Source organism: Mycolicibacterium frederiksbergense (assembly GCF_012223425.1).
In the GTDB taxonomy this organism is placed as follows: domain Bacteria; phylum Actinomycetota; class Actinomycetes; order Mycobacteriales; family Mycobacteriaceae; genus Mycobacterium; species Mycobacterium frederiksbergense.
In genome coordinates, this window is sequence record NZ_CP038799.1 from 555,196 (window position 1) to 576,257 (window position 21,062).

Annotated in this window: 3 protein-coding genes; 1 reads left to right on the forward strand and 2 read right to left on the reverse strand. The window is 70.2% G+C overall.

Translation table 11 applies throughout. The annotated features are described in order from the left end of the window. The first annotated feature begins 31 nt into the window (after positions 1-31). On the forward strand, positions 32-1,195 hold the full coding sequence (locus EXE63_RS05770) for an acyl-CoA dehydrogenase family protein (RefSeq protein WP_210000297.1): 1,164 nt from the start codon (positions 32-34) through the stop codon (positions 1,193-1,195). 120 nt (positions 1,196-1,315) lie between these two features. On the opposite strand, the gene EXE63_RS05775 is transcribed toward EXE63_RS05770, so the two are convergent. Together EXE63_RS05775 and EXE63_RS33410 are read right to left on the reverse strand one after the other, a co-directional pair. After that, positions 1,316-4,285, reverse strand: a complete 2,970-nt coding sequence (locus tag EXE63_RS05775) for an MMPL/RND family transporter (protein ID WP_234904378.1) — start codon at positions 4,283-4,285, stop codon at positions 1,316-1,318. Further along, positions 4,282-21,027 carry a non-ribosomal peptide synthetase gene (locus tag EXE63_RS33410; RefSeq protein ID WP_168141179.1) on the reverse strand — a complete coding sequence of 5,582 codons (16,746 nt, stop codon included), beginning with the start codon at positions 21,025-21,027 and terminating at the stop codon, positions 4,282-4,284. Before EXE63_RS33410 ends, EXE63_RS05775 begins: the two co-directional genes overlap by 4 nt. Positions 21,028-21,062 lie beyond the last annotated feature (35 nt).

Consider the following 21,062-nt stretch of genomic DNA (forward strand, 5'->3'; position numbering starts at 1 on the left):
TCCATACTAAAAGGTATGGTACGTTCTGGCCATGACGACGATCGAGGCCCGCACCCTTGTCACCGATGAGTTCGTGAGCGCACTGGCCCAGCGCGCCCCCGAGGCCGAGGAGCTGCGCCGGCTGCCCGAGGCGACGATCGCCGACCTGACCGCGTCCGGGTTCACCGATCTGTTGGTCCCGGCGCGTTACGGAGGCCAGCAGGCCCCATTCCCGGCCCTGCTGGACCCGGTCCGGCGGATGGCCCACGGCTGCACGTCCAGCGCGTGGACGATCGGGTTCTTCGCGCTGCACAACTGGATGCTGGCCCTGTTCGGCGAGCAGGCCCAGCAGGAGGCCTTCGGCGCGCGGCCCTTCCTGGCGCCCGCGCCGCTGGCACCGACGGGCCGCGGCCTGCCCGCCCGCGGCGGTATCCGGCTCAGCGGACGCTGGTCCTGGGCGACCGGGGTGAACCACGGCAACTGGATCATCGTGGCCGCACTGTGCGGCGCGGACGACGCCCTCTACCCCGCGCTGGCGCTGTTGCCCGCGGCCGACGTCACCGTCGAGGACGTGTGGCACACCGACGGCATGCGGGCCACCGGATCCAATGACGCCATCGCCACCGACGTCTTCGTGCCCGAGCACCGGTTGGTCAAGGTCACCGACATCTATGCCGGCACCGCACCCGGCGCCGGTCTGCACGACGCCGCCACCTACCGCTGGCCGATGGTGCCCGCGCTCGCGCTGCTGGCCGCCATGCCCGCCCTCGGCAGCGCCGAACGGGTCACCGAGATCTACGCCCGACGCCTCGCCGAACGGGTGCTGCCCTATGAGGGCGTGACGCAGAAGGACAAGCCGATCGCCCAGGCGCACCTGGCCGGAGCACAGGTGCGGCTGCGCGCACTGCGCGGTCTGCTGGCCGACACCGTCGGCGAGATCGAGACCATCGTGGCCACCGGGGATCCGGTGGACAAGCCCGTGCGGGCGCAGGCCCGGCTGGCGGCCGCACACATCGTGTCCGAGTCCAAGGCCGTCATCGGTGAGCTGATGGGCGCCGGCGGGGCCAGCATCCACTTCCTGTCCAGCCCGCTGCAGCGCTACAAGCGCGATGTCGACGTGCTGTCCGGGCACGTGGTGTTCGACTACGACACCAGCCGGGAGCTGGCCGGCGCACTGTCGCTGGGCATGAAGATCCCGCGGACCTCGATGGTGTGAGGCAGTACAGCCCAGCCACGGAGGTGTCTCGATTCCCGTTCGGCGGCAGCGCCACCTACCGGGCTTCAGCCGCTCGCGGTACCGGTCATCCAGACTGAAACCACGTACTTCTCATGGCCACTAGCCGACGGCGACGGGATCGTTCTCGGACGGTGCCGGACGGTTGCGCGGCGCGCGGCGCCCCGACGGCCACCAGTTGTACTTGCCCACCAGCACCGCCAGCGCGGGCACCGTCAGCGTGCGCACCAGCAGGGTGTCGATCAGCAGGCCGACCCCGATGATGAAGCCGCCCTGCACCATCGAGCTGATACTGCTGAAGCACATGGCGAGCATCGGGGCGGCGAAGATCATGCCGGCCGAGGTGATGACGCTGCCGGTGGCGCGCACCGTCTTGATCACACCCGAGTTGATGCCGTGCGGGGATTCGTCGCGTATCCGCGATATCAGCAGCATGTTGTAGTCGGCGCCGACGGCCACCAACACGATGAACGCCAGGCCCGGCGTGCTCGCCGCGATGGGTTGGTCGAGCATCACCTGGAACACCAGCACCCCGATGCCCAGTGCGGACAGGCACGAAAGAATCACGGTGGCAACGAGATACAGCGGGGCCACGATAGCGCGAAGCAGCAGCACCAGGATCAAGAACACCACCGCCACGGTCATCACCACGATGAACAGCAGATCCTGGTCGTAGTAGTCACGCAGTTCGCTGTAATACGGCGTCATACCCGACATCGAGATCGAGGCGTCGGCGAGCGCGGTGTTGACCTGTGCGCCCTGCGCGGTGGCGAGGATGGTCTTCACCTGATCCATCGCCCCGGTGTCATAGGGATCGAGGGTGGACTCGACCAGGTAGCGCGCCGAGTGCCCATCCGGCGACACGAAGACCTCGACGACGTCCTGGAAGTTCTTGTTGTCGAGGATCTCCGGTGAGATGAAGAAGCCCGCGGTGCCCGGGTCGGTGGCGTTGCGTTTCATCGACAGCAGGAAGTCCGAGGCGTCCTCCAGTCCGTTGCCGAGTTCACCGGTCTGCTCGTTGAGGGTCTTGACGCCGTCGGCGAGCTGCCGGCTGCCCTCGGCCAGCGCGTCGGCGCCCTGGTCGATCTTGGCGATCTGCTGCTGCAGTCCACCGGAATTCGCGGATCCCAGCTGGGAGAGCACCTTGCCGGCCGCGTCCATCGCGGGCTGCACCTTGTCGAGGACCTCGACCACCCGCTGCCACCGATCGCGGTCGGACGCGCAGGCCGGGTCCATATCGCAGTTCGGGTTGTTCTGCAGGGTCCGCACCACGAACCTGGTGAATTCCAACGATTCCCGGAAGCTCTCCGCGTCCTGCACCACGGGGGCGTCGTCGCCGGGCATCTTCGGCAACAGATCGGAGTTGGTGAGCTGGTTGCGCACGTCGGCCATCGTCTTTTTCAGCCCGTCGAACACCGCGGTGGCCTGGGTCAGCTGGCCGCGCACCGACGCCAGGCTCTCTGCCAGCTGGTCCGCACCTCCGGTCAGTTGCGAGCGGGCATCGGTGCTTTCGGTGATCTTGGCGGACGCGTCGGCGAGTTTGTCGCCGATCACGCCGGCCTGATAACTCAGCGTGGCCTGTTCCAGCGGTTCGCCGGAGGGCCGGGTGACACCGCGCACCGTCTCGATATCGGGTAGCTGGCTGACCCGCTGGGCCAGCTGTTCCATGTCCGCCAGCGCCTCGGGCGTCCGCAGATCGTGCGGCGACTGGATGAAGATGTACTGCGGGGCGGTGATACTGGCCGGGAAATGTTCCTCGATCGCGGCCATGCCGACATTGCTCTCCGCCGACGGCGGCAGCGCGGTTCGCGCGTCGTAGCTGGTGTCCATCGCCAGGACGCACAAAGCCAGCGGCACCAGGATCAGCAGGCTGCCCATCAGGTGCGCCATCGGCCGGCGCACGATGCGGATGGCGGACCGTCGCCAGAATTGTTTGGTGAGCTCGCGTCTGGGCGTGGCCCATCCGCGCCGGCCGCACAGCACCAGGAACGCGGGTAGCAGCGTGACCGAGGCGAAGAACGCCACCGCGATCGAGACGGCCAGCGCCGGCCCGGCGGTGGAGAACACCTTCAGCGTGGTGAAACCCATGCCGAGGAAGGTGACCGCCACGGTCGCCGCCGAGGCGGCGATCACCTTGCCGATCGCGCTGATCGCCCGGGCCACCGCATCGTCGGGGGTCATCCCGGCGCGCAGGTATTCGTGATATCGGCTGATGAGGAAGACGGCGTAGTCGACGCCGGCGCCGATCATCATCGCCGACATGAACACCAGGGTCTGCTGCGAGATCGCCAGCCCCATCTCGGCGAGGCCGGCCACGATCTGCGCCGCGGCCACCTGTGAGATCGAGATGGTCAGCAGCGGCAGCAGCATCGTGACGATGCTGCGATACACCACCAGCAGGATGACCAGTACCACCGCGACGGTGACGGTTTCGATCAACCGCAGGTCGCGCAGCCCGATCTGTTCGCGTTCGGCGACGGTCGCGGTCAGGCCGGTCATGTGCAGGGTCAGGTCGGAGCCTGCGACGGTGTCCTCGACGGTCGTCACGACGCGCTGATAGGCCTCGGTGGACTCCGGGGACCCCAACTCCCCCACGATGCCGACCGGGATGAACCAGGCCTTGTCGTCCTTGCTCTGCATCACCTCCCGCAGCGGCGGCTGGGTGATGAAGTCCTGCACCATCACGACATCGCGGACGTTGCCGTGTAATTCGTTGACCAGCCGGCGGTAGACGTCCTCGTCGGCGTCGGTGAGTCCGTCGTCGTTGGTCAGCACCACCAGGGCGATGTTCTGGATGCCCGGCTCGCCGAAGTCGGCGGTCATCTCCTTGGTCGCCACCATCACCGCGGCGTCGCCGGGCAGCATCTCCTGATCTCGGTCGCTGGCCAACTGGATCAGCGGCGGCAGCGTGGAGGCGAGCACGCTGACGAGCACCAGCCAGCCCGCGATCACCAGCCAGGGACGCCGCACGACGACACGGGCGAGCCGCTCGAAGACGCCGTTGACGGTCAGCTTCCCGGCCTCACCGCTGTCCGGCGACTCGGCGTTGCGTCGGGACCAGCGCAGTTTCACGGCGCCTCGCGGCCGAGCAGGCGCCGCAGCTGCGGCCCGTACTGCTCGAGTGTGTCGGTGCCCAGCATGTCCTGATGGCTGCAGTCCACCCGGTGTGCGGTGATCACGCCGTCCACGTACGGCGCCCAGCGACGCTGGAGGTAGCCGGCCCGGTCGTCGTCATCGCGTTCGGCGGAGAACACGATCAGTTCACCCTGGAACACGTCGGCCATGTGTTCACGGTAGAGGCCGATGTTGGTCTCGACGTTGTGCACCATCCGGTCGAGCAGCGCGGTGATGTCCGGGCCGTCGTGCGTGCCGAGCAGTTCGTCGACCTGACCACGATCCACGGCCGCGTTGGCCTTGTCGCTCAGGGTCGGTTCGGCGTCGAGCAAGATCAGCCGGGCGACAGCGCCGCCGCGGCGCTGCACCTCGACGGCGATGGCGTGCGCGAGGACACCGCCGTAGGACCAGCCGAGCAGCTGGACGGGACCGTCGGGCCGTTCGGCCTCGATCCGGTCGGCGTAGATCGCCGCCATCTCGCGCAGCGAGGCCGGGGTGTCCTCGGCGACCTGTTGGATACCGACGATCGGGTTGTCCAGCACCCCGGCGAGCACCTGGTAGTGCCAGCTGACGCCGCTGACGGCGTGCGGGACGAACACCGCAGCGCCAGTGCCGTCCTGCAGCAGCTGCACGGCGGCGATCTCGGCGCCGGCGCCGTCGTCCAGCCGGGTGGCCAGCGCCGCAACGGTCGGGGCCGCGAAGATTACCGACACCGAAAGGTCGCTGCCCAGTTCCTGATTGACGGCGGCGACCAGGCGCATCGCGGCGATGCTGTCCCCGCCCAGATCGAAGAACGATTCGTCGGCGCCGACCTCTTCGACTCCCAGCACCCGGGCGAACACGGCGGCCAGCGCCTGCTCGGTGGCGGTCCCGGGGGTGCGGGATTGTCCGGCGCGATATTCCGGGGACGGCAGGGCGCGGGCGTCCAGCTTGCCGTTGACGGTGACCGGCAGTGCCGGCACGGCCACGACCGCGGCGGGCACCATGTAGCCGGGCAGTTGATCGGTCAGCGCCGCGCGGACCGCGAGCGGATCGGCGGTTCCGGTGATGTAGCCAACCAGCCGCCGGTCGCCGGGCCGGTCCTCACGCACGATCACCGCGGCCTGCTCGACGCCGTCGCGGGCCGCCAAAGCCGAACGCACATCGCCGAGTTCGATGCGGAAGCCGCGGATCTTGACCTGCTCGTCGACGCGGCCGAGGTGCTCGAGCTGGCCGTCCGCGCCCCAGCGCGCCAGATCACCGGTGCGGTACATCCGCTGCCCGGGCGCGCCGAACGGGCACGGAACGAAGTGTGTGCCGGTCAATCCGGGACGGTTTCCGTAGCCGACGGCGACACCCGTGCCGGCCACATACAACTCGCCGACGACCCCGACGGGCACCGGTCGCAGGAACGCGTCGAGCACGAAGGTCGCCGCGCCGGGCACCGGCGCACCGATCGGCATCTTCCCGCCTGCGCTCAGCGGGCTGCTGACCGTCGCGTACACGGTGCCCTCGGTGGGACCGTAGATGTTGACCATGGTGCGGCCGTCGGCGCTCCAGCGGTCGACGATGCCGGCCTGGCAGGCCTCACCGCCCACCAGCAGCGTCATCTCCGCCAGGCCCTCGGGTGCCAGCATGGCGGCCGCCGAGGGGGTCTGGCCCAGCGCGGTGACCCGTTCTTCGACGAGCAGGGCGTGGAAGTCCCCGGGTGCCGCGGTGACGGATTCGGGTACCACCACCAGGCGTCCGCCGTGCAGCAGCGCCGCCCACATCTCGCCCACCGAGAAGTCGAACGCGAAGGAATGGCACAGCGCCCACACCTCGTCGGCGCGGCCGAGGACCGGGCTGGCGAACTGCCCGGTCACGTTGCGGTGGCTGACCACAACGCCTTTGGGGACGCCGGTGGTACCGGAGGTGTAGATGACGTAGGCGATATCGTCGGGCGACGGCCCCGGCGGCGCGATCGTGGGTTGTGCTGCCAGGCGCGGGTCCGCGGGGTTGATCACCGGCAGGTCACCGAAGCGGTGGGCGTGTTCGCTGACGGTCACCGCCGCGACGGGCGCGGTATCGGCGAGCATGAACGCCAGGCGTTCGGCGGGCATGGCCGGGTCAATCGGCAGGTAGGCCGCCCCGGCCTTGAGCACGGCCAGGATGGCCACGATCGCCTCGGCGCGGCGCGGCAGCATCAGCGCGACGAATTGTCCTGGGCCGGCGCCGTGTTCGGCCAGCAGATGGGCCAACCTGTTCGCGGCTTCGTCGAGTTCACGGTAGGTCGTGGACCGGCCGTTGAATCTGAGCGCCACCGCGTCCGGGATGCGGGCCGCCTGCGCGGTGAACAGCTCCGGGATCGATGACGCGGGCGCCGGCGCGCTCAGCGTGGGCAGGTGCGCGAACTCGTCGAGCCGGGCGTGTTCGGCCTCGCCGAGCAGATCGACCGCGGCCAGTGCCCGGGTGGGGTCGGCGATCATCTCGGCCAGCAACCGCTCGAATCGTTCGATGAACATCTCGATCTCGGTCCGGGTGAACACCTCGGTGTCGTACTCCACCCGCAGGCCCAGTTCCGCGCCCGGGGACACCTGCACGGTCAGCGGATAGTGGTTCTCTTCATGCGCCTCGAAATCGGTGATGGCCAGCGCGTCCCCGAAACCGGCGGCAGCCGCCCCGAGCGGATAGTTCTCGAAGGCGAACATGGTGTCGAAGAGCTTGTCCTGCGCCGTGATCCGGTGGATCTCGGCCAGCGCCAGGTACTCATGCTCCAGGGTGGCGTTGTGGGTGCGCTGCATCTGATCGAGCAGATCGGCGGCACTCGTGGTCGCCGCGACGGTGGCCCGTACCGGCACCGTGTTGATCATCAGCCCGACCATGGCATCAGCGCCGGGCACATCGGTCGGCCGCCCCGACACCGGGGTCCCGAAGACGACGTCGCACCGGCCGGTCAGGTGCATCAGCAGCTGAGCATAGGCACTCTGGAGCACGACGTTCACCGTGGTCTGGTGGGCCCTGGCCAGTTCGCCGACCGCACCGGTGGTCGCCGCGGAGAGCCGCAGCGAGCGAACATCCCTGCGCCCCAGCAGCTCCTGGGCAGGCCCGAGCAATGTCGGGGTGTCGAAACCGGCCAGCACCTCGGCCCAGGCGGCACGGGCGGCGTCGAGATCCCGGGCCGCCAGCCAGCTGACGAAGGTTCGGTACGGCACCGCGGCCGGCAGGCGCTGACCGTGGTAGGCGGCGAAGATCTCATGCAGCAGGATGGGCAGCGACCAGCCGTCCATCACGATGTGATGGTTGGTCAGGATCAGCCGGTGCCGCTGTGCGCCGGTGCGGATCAGCGCGACGCGCATCGGCGGTTGGTGCGCGAGGTCGCAGACCGCGGCGCGTTCGGCGGCCCGCAGCCGCCGAATCTCCGCGTCGACGGCCGTATCGGCGAACTGCCAGGCGATCTCGGGATCGGCGGGCACGATCTGCACGGGCTCCTCGAGACCGGCGGTGAAACGGGCGGCCAGGTGCGGGTGCCGTGCGATGACGGTCTGGACCGCGGCCCGCAGCCGGTCGGCCTCCAGTGCGCCGGTGATGGTCAGATCGAGTTGCACCGCATACAGCTCGGCTTCGGCGGCGTCGGCATGGAACAGCAGGCCCTGCTGCAGCGGGGTGAGCGGCAGGATGTCGGCGACCCGGTGCCGCGCCTGCAGGTCGTCGATCTGAGCCTGGCTCAGGCGGGCGGGTGCGATATCCGACGGTGTAAGACCACCACCGCCGCCGCGGACGTGTGCGCAGATGCCGGCCAGCGCCTCGAACCACAGCCGGCTCAGCCGGGCAACCTGCTCATCGTCGAGCACCGAGCGGGCCCACGTCCAATTGGCATGCAGCTGCGGTCCGTTCGCGGTGTCCACCGTGGCGGCGTTGAGTTCCACGGTGTGCATGAGCGGCATCGGTACCGCCGCACTGGCCGCCGTCACCTCCGAGGAGCCGTCGGCGGCCAGGCGCCACAGTTCACCGGGCAGTTCGACGCCGCCGCCCAGACGGCCCAGATAGTTGAAGCCGATCGGCGGCTCGGCGCCGTCGAGGTCGACATCGGCGTTGAGGTAGCGCAGCAGGCCGTAGCTCAGGCCCTCGGGGTGCGCCCGCAGCTGCTCCTTGGCGTCCTTGAGCAGCGCGCCCAGCTCGGCATCGCCGGCGAGGACCCGGGCCCACGGCAGCCCGCCGAGTTCCAGGGACACCGGGTACTTGGTGGTGAACCAGCCGACGGTGCGGGACAGGTCGATGTCGGCGGCCAGCTCTTCGTGGCGACCGTGGCCCTCCACGTCGATCGCGATGGCCGACTCACCGACGAATTCCGCTGCGGCCAGGGCGAACCCGAGCAGCAGTATATCGTGGATGCCGGCGTGGAACGCGGCCGGAGCGTCGCGCAGCAGAGTGTCGACGACATCCGCGTCGTCCAGCGATACCGACAACCGGCCCGCCGCCTCATAGGTGTCGGTCGCGGTGGGTAGCGCGCCGGGCACCGCCGCGATCCGCCGCCAGGAGTCGGCGTCGGCGAGCACGTCGGCGCTGCGGGCATGCTCGGCGAGCAACTCCGACCATCGGGCGAAGGATGTCCCACTCACCGGCAGGGCTGCGGGCTGCCCGTGGTGGTGCCGGCCCCAGGCGATGTTGAGGTCTTCCAGCAGGATCCGCCAGGACACCCCGTCCACGGCGAGGTGATGCACGATCAGCGCCAGTTGCCCGGTGCGGCGCGCCCACAGCGCACGCAGCATCGCACCGTGGCGCGGGTCGAGCTGCGATCGTGCCGAGATGACGGCGGCCGCGTCGACCTCGTCCACCACGTGCAGACAGTTCGCGGCGTCCACCGTGCCCGGTTCGGGGACCTGCAGGGCATCGCCGTCGGCGCGCAGCCGCAGCATCGCGTGCCGGTCCAGCAGTGCCTGCAGCAGCACCACGACGTCGGCCTCGGTGGCACCGGACGGGGCCTGCAGCACCACGGTCTGGTTGAAGTCCTGTGTCGGGCCGTCGACATCGCCAAGCCACCGCATGATCGGGGTCGCCACCACCGGGCCCACCCCCGGGTCGACGATGGCGTGGCCGTCGGCGACGCCGACCACGAGGGCCAGCCGGGCCACCGTCTGCTCGACGAAGATGTCGCGCGGCCGGCAGGTCAGCCCGGCCGCCCGGGCGCGGGCCACCGCCTGCATCGACATGATGCTGTCGCCGCCCAACTCGAAGAACGAATCGTCCACCCCGACACGATCGAGTCCGAGCACTTCGGCGTAGATGCCGGCCAGCAGTTCCTCGACTGCGGTGCCCGGCGCCCGGTACCGGTCGGGCTGGTCATAGCTGGGTGCGGGCAGAGCCCGCTTGTCCAGTTTGCCGTTGGGTGTCAGCGGCAGCGCGCCGATGGCGATCACCGCGGCCGGCACCATGTAGCCGGGCAGTTGTGTGGTCAGCGCGGCCCGCGCCGCACCCGGATCGGCGCTGCCGGTGACGTATCCGATGAGCCGCTTGTCCCCCGGCCGGTCCTCGCGGGCGATGACGACCGCCTGCTCGACCCCGTCGACGGCCGCCAGTGCGGTTTGCACATCGCCGAGTTCGATCCGGAATCCGCGGATCTTGACCTGTTCGTCGGCGCGGCCCAGATATTGCAGCTGCCCGTCGGCACCCCAGCGCACCAGGTCACCGGTCCGGTACATCCGCTGCCCGGCACCCGCGAACGGGCATGCCACGAAACGGGATCCGGTGAGCTCGCCGCGCTTGACGTAGCCGGCCGCGACACCCGTTCCGGCGATGTACAACTCCCCGACCACACCGATCGGGACCGGGCGCAGCCATTCGTCGAGGACGAAGGACGCCGCGCCGGGAACCGGGGCACCGATGGGCACCGCGCGCGTCGCGGTCTCCGAGGCCGCTCGCAGCGGGGTGCTGGCCGTCGCGTAGATGGTGCCCTCGGTGGGACCGTAGGCATTGATCATCGTGACGCGGGATGCCCAGCGGTCGACGAGTTCGGCCGGACACGCCTCGCCGGCCACCACCAGTGTCGTGACGTCCAGTCCGTCCGGTGCCAACATCATTGCCGCCGAGGGGGTCTGGGTCAGCACGGTGACGTGCTCGGCAGCCAGCAGGGCGTGCAGGTCCTCCGGGGAGCGCGCCACCCATTCGGGGACGATGACCAGCCGGCCACCGCGCAGCAGCGCGCCGAAGATCTCCCACACCGACACGTCGAAGGCCAGCGAATGCCATTGGCTCCACGCCCCGACCGGGGCCAGGTCATTGCCGGCCTCTCCCAGCAGCCCGATGGCATTGCGGTGTGTGACAGCGACGCCCTTGGGCACCCCGGTGGTACCCGAGGTGTAGATCAGGTAGGCGATGTCGTCGGCCGACGGACCGGGTAGCGCGGAGGCGGGCTGTGCGAGCAGTGCCGGATCATCGAGATCGAGCACGCTGGCACCCGGGCGGGCCAGATCCGCGCCGGCGAGCACGTCCACCGGGGCGGCATCGCCGAGCACGAAGTCGACGCGTGCCGCCGGCAGCGCCGGATCGATCGGCAGGTAGGCGGCGCCGGTCTTGAGCACCGCGAGTATCGCGGTGATCGCTGCGGCGGACCGGTGGAACAGCAGCGCCACGGTCTGACCGGGCCGCGCACCGCGGCCGGACAGCCGATGCGCCAACTGGTTCGACAGGGCGTCGAGTTCGGCGTAGGTCCAGCTGCGCCCCTCATCGGTGAGCGCGACCGCGTCGGGGGTGCGGGCGGCCTGCGCGGTGAAGGACTCCGGCAGCGACACCGGTGTGTGCGGGGCAGCGGAAAGCGCCGCGCGGTGGCCCAGTTCGTCGAGCCGCGCGCGCTCGGGATCGTCGAGCAGGCTCACCGCGGACAGCGGCCGGTCCGGGTCGGCGGTGGCGGCGGCCAGTACCCGCTCCAGCCTGCCGATCAGGGTTTCGACGGTGCCGGCGTCGAATACGTCGGTGCGGTACTCCACCTCGCCGCCGATGCCGGCGGGTGCGCCGGTGTCGGTCCACCGCTCGGCCAGCGAGAAGGTCAGATCCATTCGGGCGGACTGGGTGCTCAACGGAACCGGCGCGACGTCAAGGCCTTTGAGCCCGGGCCCGGCGGCGGCATTGTGGTGCCCGGTGAAGTTCTGCCAGGCCAGCATGACCTGCACCAGGGGGTGATGGGTGAGGCTGCGGGCCGGGTTGAGGCGCTCGACGAGCACCTCGAACGGGACGTCCTGATTCTCGAAGGCCTCCAGGCTGCGGGTGCGCACCTGCGCCAGCAGATCGGCGAAGCTGGGATCGTCGGAGACGTCGGCGCGCAGCACCATGGTGTTGACGAAGAAGCCGACGAGGTCGTCGAGTTTGGCGTCGCGGCGCCCGGCGATCGGGAATCCGACGGCCACATCCGAACTCGCGGTGACCTTGGACAACAGCGCCATCAGCGCGCTCTGCACCACCATGAACGGCGTCGCATTGTGCCGGCGTGCCACCCGGGCGATCCGATCCTGCAGATCGGCGGACCAGTCGACGCGCACCGTGTCCCCGGCCATATCCGCGATCAGCGGGTAAGGCCGGTCGGTGGGCAGCTCGAGGCGCTCCGGCATCGCTGCCAGCGCCCGCTCCCAGTAGTCCAGTTGTGCCGCCACCCGGCTGTGGCTGTCCTGCAGATCGCCGAATTGGGCGTGCTGCCACAGGGTGTAGTCGACGTACTGGACCGGTAGCGGCTCCCAGTCCGGCGCGTGACCGGCGCACCGCTCTGCGTAAGCCAGGCTCAGATCGGCGACCAGCGGCCGCAGGGACCAGCCGTCCGCGGCGATGTGGTGCAGCACGGTGACCAGGACGTGGTCCTCGGCGCTGACCCGGAACAGCTGGGCGCGCAACGGGAGGTCGACGGAGAGGTCGAAGGTCCGGCGCGCCGCATCCTGCAGCGCATCGTCCAGTGCACCCGCTGACCATGTGCGTGCGTCGACGATCTGCCAACCGAAATCGGCCTTCTCGGCGGGGATCACCACCTGCTGCGGGGTGCCGTTGGGCGCCACGAACAGTGTGCGCAGGCTCTCGTGCCGGCCGACCACGTCGGCCAGCGCAGCGTGCAGCGCCGCGGGATCCAGCGGGCCGCTGCAGCGCAGCGCGGCGGCCATGTTGTACACCGCCGACGGTCCCTGCACCTGATCGACGAGCCACAACCTGTTCTGCCCGAACGACAACGGGATCTGCTCGGGCCGTGGCGCCACCACCAGCGGCTCGCGCCGGGTCGCGCCGTGATCGACGTGTTGCACCAGTTGCGCGACGGTGGGCGCCTCGAACACCGCGCGGACCGGCAGGTCGATGTCGAGGGCGGCGTTGATCTCGGCGATCAGGCGCATGCTGGACAGCGAATCCCCACCCAGGTCGAAGAACGAGTCGTCCACGCCGACCCGGTCGAGGCCCAGGACCCGGGCGAAGACTCCGGCGACGACCTCCTCGGCGAGGCTGGCGGGCGCGCGCTGCGGTCCCGCCGCATAATCGGGCTCCGGGAGGGCGCGGACATCGAGCTTGCCGCTGACGGTCACCGGCAACGCGTCGAGCCGCACCACCGCCGAGGGCACCATGTAGCTCGGAAGCCGTTGTGCCACAGAGGCACGGGCTTCGGCGGGGTCCGCGGTACCGGTGGTGTAGGCCACCAGCCGGCGCCGGCCGGCAGCGTCGGTGCGCACGAGCACCACCGCCTGGTCGACACCCTCGAGCGCGGCCAACGCGGACCGGACCTCGCCGAGTTCGATGCGGTAGCCGCGGATCTTCACCTGCTCGTCGGCGCGGCCCAGGTACTGCAATTGCCCGTCGGATCCCCAGCGGACCAGGTCACCGGTGCGGTACATGCGTTGCCCGGCCGTCCCGAACGGACACGGCAGGAATCGCGTCGCGGTGAGGGCCGACCGGTTCCAGTATCCGACACTGACGCCGTCACCGGCGACGTACAGTTCGCCGACCGCTTCCGGCCGCACCGGTTGCAGCCAATCATCGAGCACGAACAGGGCGGCGCCGCGAGGTGGCGTACCGATCGGCGGGACTCCGGAACCCGGGTGCAACGGCGCGCTGGCCGAGGCCCAGATGGTGGTCTCGGTCGGGCCGTACAGGTTGACCATCACCCGGCCGGCCCGCGCCGTCCAACGATCCACCAGCTCCGGTGGGCACGCTTCGGCGCCGACCATCAGCGACACCGAATCCAGGCCCTCGGTGGGCAACATCGCTGCGGCCGAGGGGGTCTGGCACAGCACGGTGACGCTCTCGCGGACCAGGATGTCGTGGAACTCGGTCACGGAGCGGGCGGCCTCGTCGGGCACCACCACCAGGCGGGCGCCGTGCAGCAGTGCACCCCAGATCTCCCAGACCGAGAAGTCGAAGGCATAGGAATGGAACTGCGACCACACCTGCTGCCCGTTCGGCTCGATCCCGATCTGCACATCGTCGAACAGCTGGGTCAGATTGCGATGCGCGAGGGCAACACCTTTGGGCCTGCCGGTGGTCCCGGAGGTGTACATGACGTAGGCGATGTCGTCCGGGTGCGGTGCCGGCAGCTCGCAGACATCGCCGAGGTGCGGGTCGTGCACGTCGATGATCCGCAGGTCGTGCCCGTCGAACCGGTCGGCGAGGCCCGCGGTGGTGAGCGCGGCCACCGGTGCGGTGTCGGCCACCATGAACGCGATGCGCGCCGAGGGCATCACCAGGTCCATCGGCAGGTAGGCGGCCCCCGATTTCAGGACGGCGAGGATGGCGACGACGGCGTCGGCCGAGCGCGGGACCAGCAGGGCGACCGTGCGGCCCGGCCCGGCGCCGGCGGCCACCAGCCGCTGCGCGAGCCGGTCGGAGGCGTCGTCCAGTTCGGCGTAGGTCAGCGTGGCGTCACCGCACACCACGGCCACCCGGTGCGGTGCCCGGCTGACCTGGTCGCGGAACCGGTCCGCGACCGTGGTGCCGGCCGCCGATCGGTTCAGCGCGGCCCGGTTGCCCCACCGGTCCAGTGCCGCTTGTTCATCGGTGTCCGCGGCGGTGAGATCGGACAACGGCCGCGCGGGTTCGGCGGTCATCGCCCGCAGCACCGCGGTGAATCGCCGGGTGAGCGCGGTGATGTCCTCGGCGTCGAAGACATCGGTGTCGTACTCGATGCGCAGCGCGAGGTCCCGGCCGGGCTGGGCCTGCACGGTCAGGGGGTAGTGGCTGGACTCCCGGGTGCTGACGTCGGTGACGGTCAGCTCGTGATCCCCGGACAGCGCCGCGGTGTCCACCGGGTAGTTCTCGTAGGCGAACATGGTGTCGAAGAGCTGGTCATGTCCGGTGACACGGTGAATGTCGTTGAGGGCCAGGTGCTGCTGGTCGAGGGTGTCGTTGTACGCGCCGTGCAACTGCTCGAGCAGGTCGGCCGCCGAGGTGTGCGGGGTGATGCGCGCCCGCACCGGCACGGTGTTGATGAACAGGCCGATCATGGATTGCACGCCGGGAACCTCGGCGGGCCGACCCGAAACCGTGGTGCCGAAGGCGATGTCGCGACGGCCAGTGAGCCAGCACAGCACCTGCGCGTAGCCTGCCTGCAGCACGGTGTTGACGGTGGTGTGCCGGGCCCGTGCCAGCGCCGCCACCGCGTCGGCGATTCCGTCGGCCAGGGTGACGGTACTGACTTGGCGCGGCCCGGCGTCGGTGCGATCCGGCGGACCGACCAGGGTGGGCTCGTCGAAGCCGGTGAAGAGTTTGCCCCACACGGTGCGGGCCTCGTCGAGGTCACGGCCGGCCAGCCAGGTGAGGTAGCGGCGGTACGGCGTGGCCGCGGGCAGCCGGTGCCCGTGGTAGCCGGCGAAGATCTCGGCCAGCAGGATCGGCATGGACCAGCCGTCCAGCACGATGTGGTGGTTGGTCAGCACGAACCGGTGGCGTTGCGCCCCGAGCCGGATCAAAGTGGTTCGTAAGACGGTCTTCTCGGTCAGATCGCAGACCGCGGCGCGCTCCGCCGCGCAGATCCGCTCGACCGCGACCGGATCGGGGTCGGCGGCCAGATCCACGTGCCGCCAGGCCGCGCTGGGCTGGGCGGGGATGACCTGGATCGGCGGCGACGCCTGGAAGCGTGCGGCGAGGTGCGGGTGGCGCTTGACCACACCGCGCACCGCGGCCCGCAACCGGTCCGCATCGAGCGGGCCGGTCAATTCGATGGCGACCTGCCCGGCGTACAGATCGTCGGTGCGCTCGGCGGTGGTGGCGTGGAACAACAGACCCTGCTGGACCGGTGTCAGCGGCAGCATGTCGGCAACCCGGTAGCGCTGCGCCACTGCGTCGATCTGCTGCTGGCTCAGCCGCGCGGGTGCGATATCGGAGGGGGTGAGGCCACCGCCACCGGCCCGCACATGTGCGCAGATCCCGGCCAGCGCCTCGAACCACAGCCGGCTCAGCCGGGAGACCTGCGCCTCGTCCAGCGCCGAGGGCGCCCAGCTCCAGCCCGCCTGCAGCCGTGGGCCGTCCGCGGTATCCACCGTGGCGGCGTTGAGTTCCAGGGTGTGCATCAGCGGCATCTCGGTCGCCGATGCCGACGCGGTCAGCGACCAGTCCGCACTCGGCCGCCAGAGTTTCTCGGAGAGCTCCGCGGTTCCCGTCTGCCGCCCGAGATAGTTGAAGCCGATGGTCGGGTCGGGGGCGCTCAGGGTGACATCGTTGTTCAGGTAGCGCAGCAGGCCGTAGCTCAGTGCGTCGGGCAGGGACCGCAGCTGTTCCTTGACGTCCTTGACCACCGCGCCGAGCGCGGTGTCCCCGGAGATGACCTGCGCCCAGGGCAATTCCCCCGCGTCGACGGCGATCGGGGACTTCGTGGTGAACCAGCCGACGGTGCGGGACAGGTCGATGTCGACGGCCAGTTCCTCGTGGCGGCCGTGGCCTTCGACGTCGATCGCGATCGCCGTCTGACCCGTGAACTGTGCTGCGGCCAAGGCGAACCCGATCAGCAGAATGTCCTGGATCCCGGCGTGGAACGCCGCGGGCGCGGCATTCAGCAGGATGTCGGTGGTTTCGGTGTCCAGCTGTGCCGACAGCCGGCCGGCGGTGGCGAAGGTGTCGGTGTCCGGAAGCAGCGCCGGGAACACGGGTGGTGTCTGCGTGACCTGTCGCCATGTCTCGGTGTGCGCGACGATCTCGGGTCGGTGTGCGTGTTCGGTGAGCACCGCCGCCCACCGCCGGATCGACGTGCCGCCGGCCGGCAGCTGCACCGGCTGCCCGCTCTGCAGCTGCGACCAGGCGATGTTGATGTCTTCCAGCAGGATTCGCCAGGACGCGGCGTCGACCGCCAGGTGGTGGATGAGCACCGCCAGCTGCCCGGTGCTGGGCACCCACAGTGCGCGCAGCATGGCGCCGGTGACCGGATCGAGACCCGACCTGGCCGCGGCCAGCGTCTCATCGCTGAGGGCGCCGACGATGTGCAGGCAGTCGCGCGCCTGGACCGTTCCCGGCGCCTCCACCCGCAGGGTGGTGCTGTCGATCACCCGCAGCCGCAGCGCATCGTGCCCGTCCAGCAGGGTCTGCAGCACCGCCAGCACGTCGGCTTCGATGGCCCCTGCCGGGGCCTGCACCAGCAGCGTCTGGTTGAACTCGGTGGTCGGTCCGTCAACCTCGTTGAGCCAGCGCATGATCGGCGTCGCCGGCAGTGGTCCGACACCCTCGTCTGCGACCGTGTCGGTCGCGGCGACCTCGACGACCCGGGCCAGCCGCGCCACCGTCTGCTCGACGAAGATGTCCCGGGTCCGGCAGGTCAGTCCGGCGGCGCGGGCCCGGGTCACCACCTGCATCGAAGAGATGCTGTCGCCACCGAGGTCGAAGAACGAGTCGTCGACGCCCACCCGGTCGGCACCGAGCACGTCGGCATAGATCCCGGCCAGGATGTCCTCGACCGCGTCGCTCGGCGCCACGTACTGCCCGCCGGCGTACTCGGGTGCGGGCAGGGCACGGACATCGAGCTTGCCGTTGGGTGTCAACGGCAGTTCGGCGACGGTGATCACCGCCGCCGGGATCATGTAGCCGGGCAAGGAGTCGGCGAGGTCGGCGCGCACCGCCACCGGGTCGGCCGTGCCGGTGATGTAGCCGATCAGTCGCTTGTCCCCCGGACGGTCCTCGCGGGCGATCACGACGGCCTGTTCCACCTCCGGACGTGCCGCCAAAGCCGTCTGCACATCGCCCAGTTCGATCCGGTAGCCGCGGATCTTCACCTGCTCGTCGGCGCGGCCCAGATAGTCCAACTGGCCGTCGGCGCGCCAGCGCACCAGGTCCCCGGTGCGATACATCCGCGCGCCGGCACCGGCGAACGGGCAGGCCACGAAACGTGCGGCGCTCAGGCCGCCGCGGTTCAGATAGCCGGCAGCCACGCCGCCGCCGGCAATGTAGAGCTCACCGACCACGCCGGCCGGGACCGGCCGCAGCCACGCGTCGAGCACGAACAGCGCGGCACCGCCGGCCGGGGTGCCGATCGGCACGCCAGTTCCTGAATCGGGTGTCAGCGGTGCGCTGATCGAGGCGTAGATGGTGCCCTCGGTGGGGCCGTAGGCGTTGATCATCGTTCTCGGCGCCCAGCGGTCGACCAGTTCGGCCGGGCAGGCCTCCCCGGCCACCACCAGGGTCACCTCGTCGAGACCGTCGGGGGCGAGAGCACCCGCCGCCGAGGGGGTCTGACTCAGCACGGTCACCTGCTCGTCGATGAGCAGCGCGTGCAGGTCCTCCGGTGCGCGCGCCACCGATTCCGGGACCACCACCAGCCGCCCGCCGTGCAGCAGTGCGCCGAAGATCTCCCAGACCGAGACGTCGAAAGCCAGCGAGTGCCACTGCGACCAGACTCCGGCGCGGGGCAGCCCGGAGTCCGGCGCGGTCAGCAGCGACAGCACGTTGCGATGGCTGACGGCAACGCCTTTGGGGACACCGGTGGTGCCCGAGGTGTAGATCAGGTAGGCGAGGTCGTCGGCGGCCGGTGCCGGCAGTGCGGTGTTCGGCTGATCGGCGATGACGGGATCATGCACGTCGATGACGACACCGGCGTGGGCGGTCAGTTGCGCGGCGAGTTCACCGGTGGTGAGCACGGCGACCGGCGCCGCGTCGGACAGCACCACCGCGATCCGGGCCGGCGGCAGGGCCGGGTCGAGCGGCAGGTAGGCGGCGCCGGACTTGAGCACCGCCAGGATCGCGATGATCGCCTCGGCGGAGCGCGGCAGCAGCAGCGCCACCGTGTGTCCTGCCCGCACCCCCTGCGCGGTGAGCAAACCAGCCATCCGGTTGGCGGCGGCGTCGAGTTCGGCGTAGGTCAGCGACCGGCCGTCGGTCCCTCCCCCGCCGACTCGCTCGCCCGGGCAACGCAGCGCCACCAAACCCGGGGTGCGGGCGACCTGCGCGGCGAACAGCTCCGGTATCGACGTATCAGGGGTTGGGTGCGTGCACACCTGACGGTGGCTCAGCGCGTCGAGCCGTTGCTGCTCGGCATCGTCGAGCAGGTCCACCGCTGACAAGGCCAGCGCCGGATCCGCGGTGGCGGCCGCCACCACCCGCTGCAGGCGGTCGATCAGGGTTTCGATGGTGACGGCATCGAATACGTCGGTGCGGTACTCGACGGTGCCGCCGATGCCCGCCGGTTCACCGTCCTGCGTCCACAGCTCGCCCAGGGAGAACGTGAGGTCCATCCGCGCGGTCTTGGTGTCCACCGGCAGCGGCTCGATCTGCAGCCCGCCCAGCGCCAGACCTGAGGTGTTCTGCCGGTGACCGGGCAGGTTCTGCCAGGCCAACAGCACCTGCACGAGCGGATGGTGGCTCAGGTTGCGGGTCGGGTTGAGCCGCTCCACGAGCACGTCGAAAGACACGTCCTGGTTCTCGTAGGCGGCCAGGCTGCGCTGCTGCACCTGCGCGAGCAGGTCGGCGAAGGTCGGGTCGCCGTCGATCTCGACACGCAGCACCAGGGTGTTGACGAAGAACCCGACGAGGTCGTCGAGCGCGGGGTCGCGGCGGCCCGCGACCGGGACGCCCACCGCCACATCGGAGGTCGCGCCGATCTTGCTCAGTAGCAGCGTGAGTGCGGTCTGCACCACCATGAAGCTGGTCGCGTTGTGTTCGCGGGCCACCCGGGCGATACGGCGCTGCAACTCGGCGGGCCACTCGACGGTGACGACGGCTCCGCGTTGCCCGGCGACCAACGGGTAGGGACGGTCGGTGGGCAGCGGCAGGCGCTCGGGGAGCCCGGCCAGCGCGCTCTCCCAGTAGGACAGTTGCCCGGCGATGGGGCTGTCCGCAGCATCCAGTTCGCCGAATTGTGCCCGCTGCCAGAGGGTGTAGTCGACATACTGCACCGGAAGTGGCGCCCAGTCCGGCGCCTGCCCGGCGCTGCGGCTCGCGTAGGCCACGCTGAGATCCCGGGCCAGCGGTGTCATCGACCAGCCGTCGGCGGCGATGTGGTGGACGGCGGCCACCAGCACGTGCACATCGGGCTGCATCCGGAAGAGGTGGGCGCGCAGCGGGATTTCGGCGGACAGGTCGAAGGCGTACCGTGCGGCGGCGCCGACGGCCTCCTCGATCTGGGTGGCCGGCCAGTCGGTGGCATCGCTGAACTGCCAACCACATTCGGCCCGTTCGACCGGCAGCACCACCTGCTGCGGTATCCCGTCCGGCGCCACCAGCAGGGTGCGCAGGCTCTCATGCCGGGCGATGACGTCGTCGAGCGCGGCGTGCAGTGCGTCGATGTCGAGGTCGCCACGCAGCCGCAATGTCGTGGCCATGTTGTACACCGCCGAAGGTCCCTGCAGTTGCTCGAGGAACCACAACCGTTTCTGCGCGAACGACAACGGGATGACCGCGGGTCGTTCGCCGGCCACCAGCGGTTCCAGCCGTCCGGATTCCTCGCCGACGCGGGGCGCGAGCTGCGCGACGGTGGGTGCCTCGAAGATGGTGCGCACGGCGAGGTTGGCGTGCAGGCTGCTGTTGATGGCGGCGATCAGCCGCATGGCGGTGATGCTGTCTCCGCCGAGGTCGAAGAAGGAGTCGTCGGCGCCGACCCGTCCGACGCCGAGCAGCTGGGCGTAGAGACCGGCCAGGATCTCTTCGACGGCGCCGGCCGGGGCGCGGTACACGCCGGCGGCGTAGTCGGGTGCGGGCAACGCCCGGGTGTCGAGTTTCCCGTTGGCGGTGAGTGGCAGGGCCGCCAGCACCACGATGGCGGCGGGGACCATGTAGGCGGGCAGCCGGGCACTCAGCGCGGCGCGCACGTCCACCGGGTCGACGGTGCCGGTGAGGTAGCCGACCAGGCGCTTGTCCCCGGGGCGGTCCTCGCGGGCGATGACGACGGCCTGGTCGACCCCCGCGACATCGGCCAAAGCGGTGTGCACATCGCCCAATTCGATGCGATAGCCGCGAATCTTCACCTGCTCGTCGGCGCGACCCAGATAGTCGAGATGACCGTCGGCACGCCAGCGCACCAGGTCCCCGGTGCGGTACATCCGCCCGCCCGCGCCCGCGAACGGGCACGCGACGAAGTGCGAGCCGGTCAGCGATCCGCGGCCCAGATAGCCCACGCCGAGGCCGGCGCCGGCCACATACAGTTCGCCGACCACGCCGACGGGCACCGGCCGTAGCCAGGCGTCCAGGACGAACAGGGCGGCATGCGAGACCGGCGATCCGATCGGCACCGTGCGCGGTTCGGCGCGCAGTGGGGCACTGATCGTGACGCACATGGTGGTCTCGGTGGGGCCGTAGGCGTTCAGCATGGTCCGCCCGCCGGAGGTCCACTTCTGCTGAGCAG

What these genes read in the sequence shown, in the direction of transcription:
- EXE63_RS05770 (WP_210000297.1), top strand. Translation starts at nt 32, where the DNA reads ATGACGACGATCGAGGCCCGCACCCTTGTCACCGATGAGTTCGTGAGC.
- EXE63_RS33410 (WP_168141179.1), bottom strand. Translation starts at nt 21,027, where the DNA reads ATGCTGAACGCCTACGGCCCCACCGAGACCACCATGTGCGTCACGATC.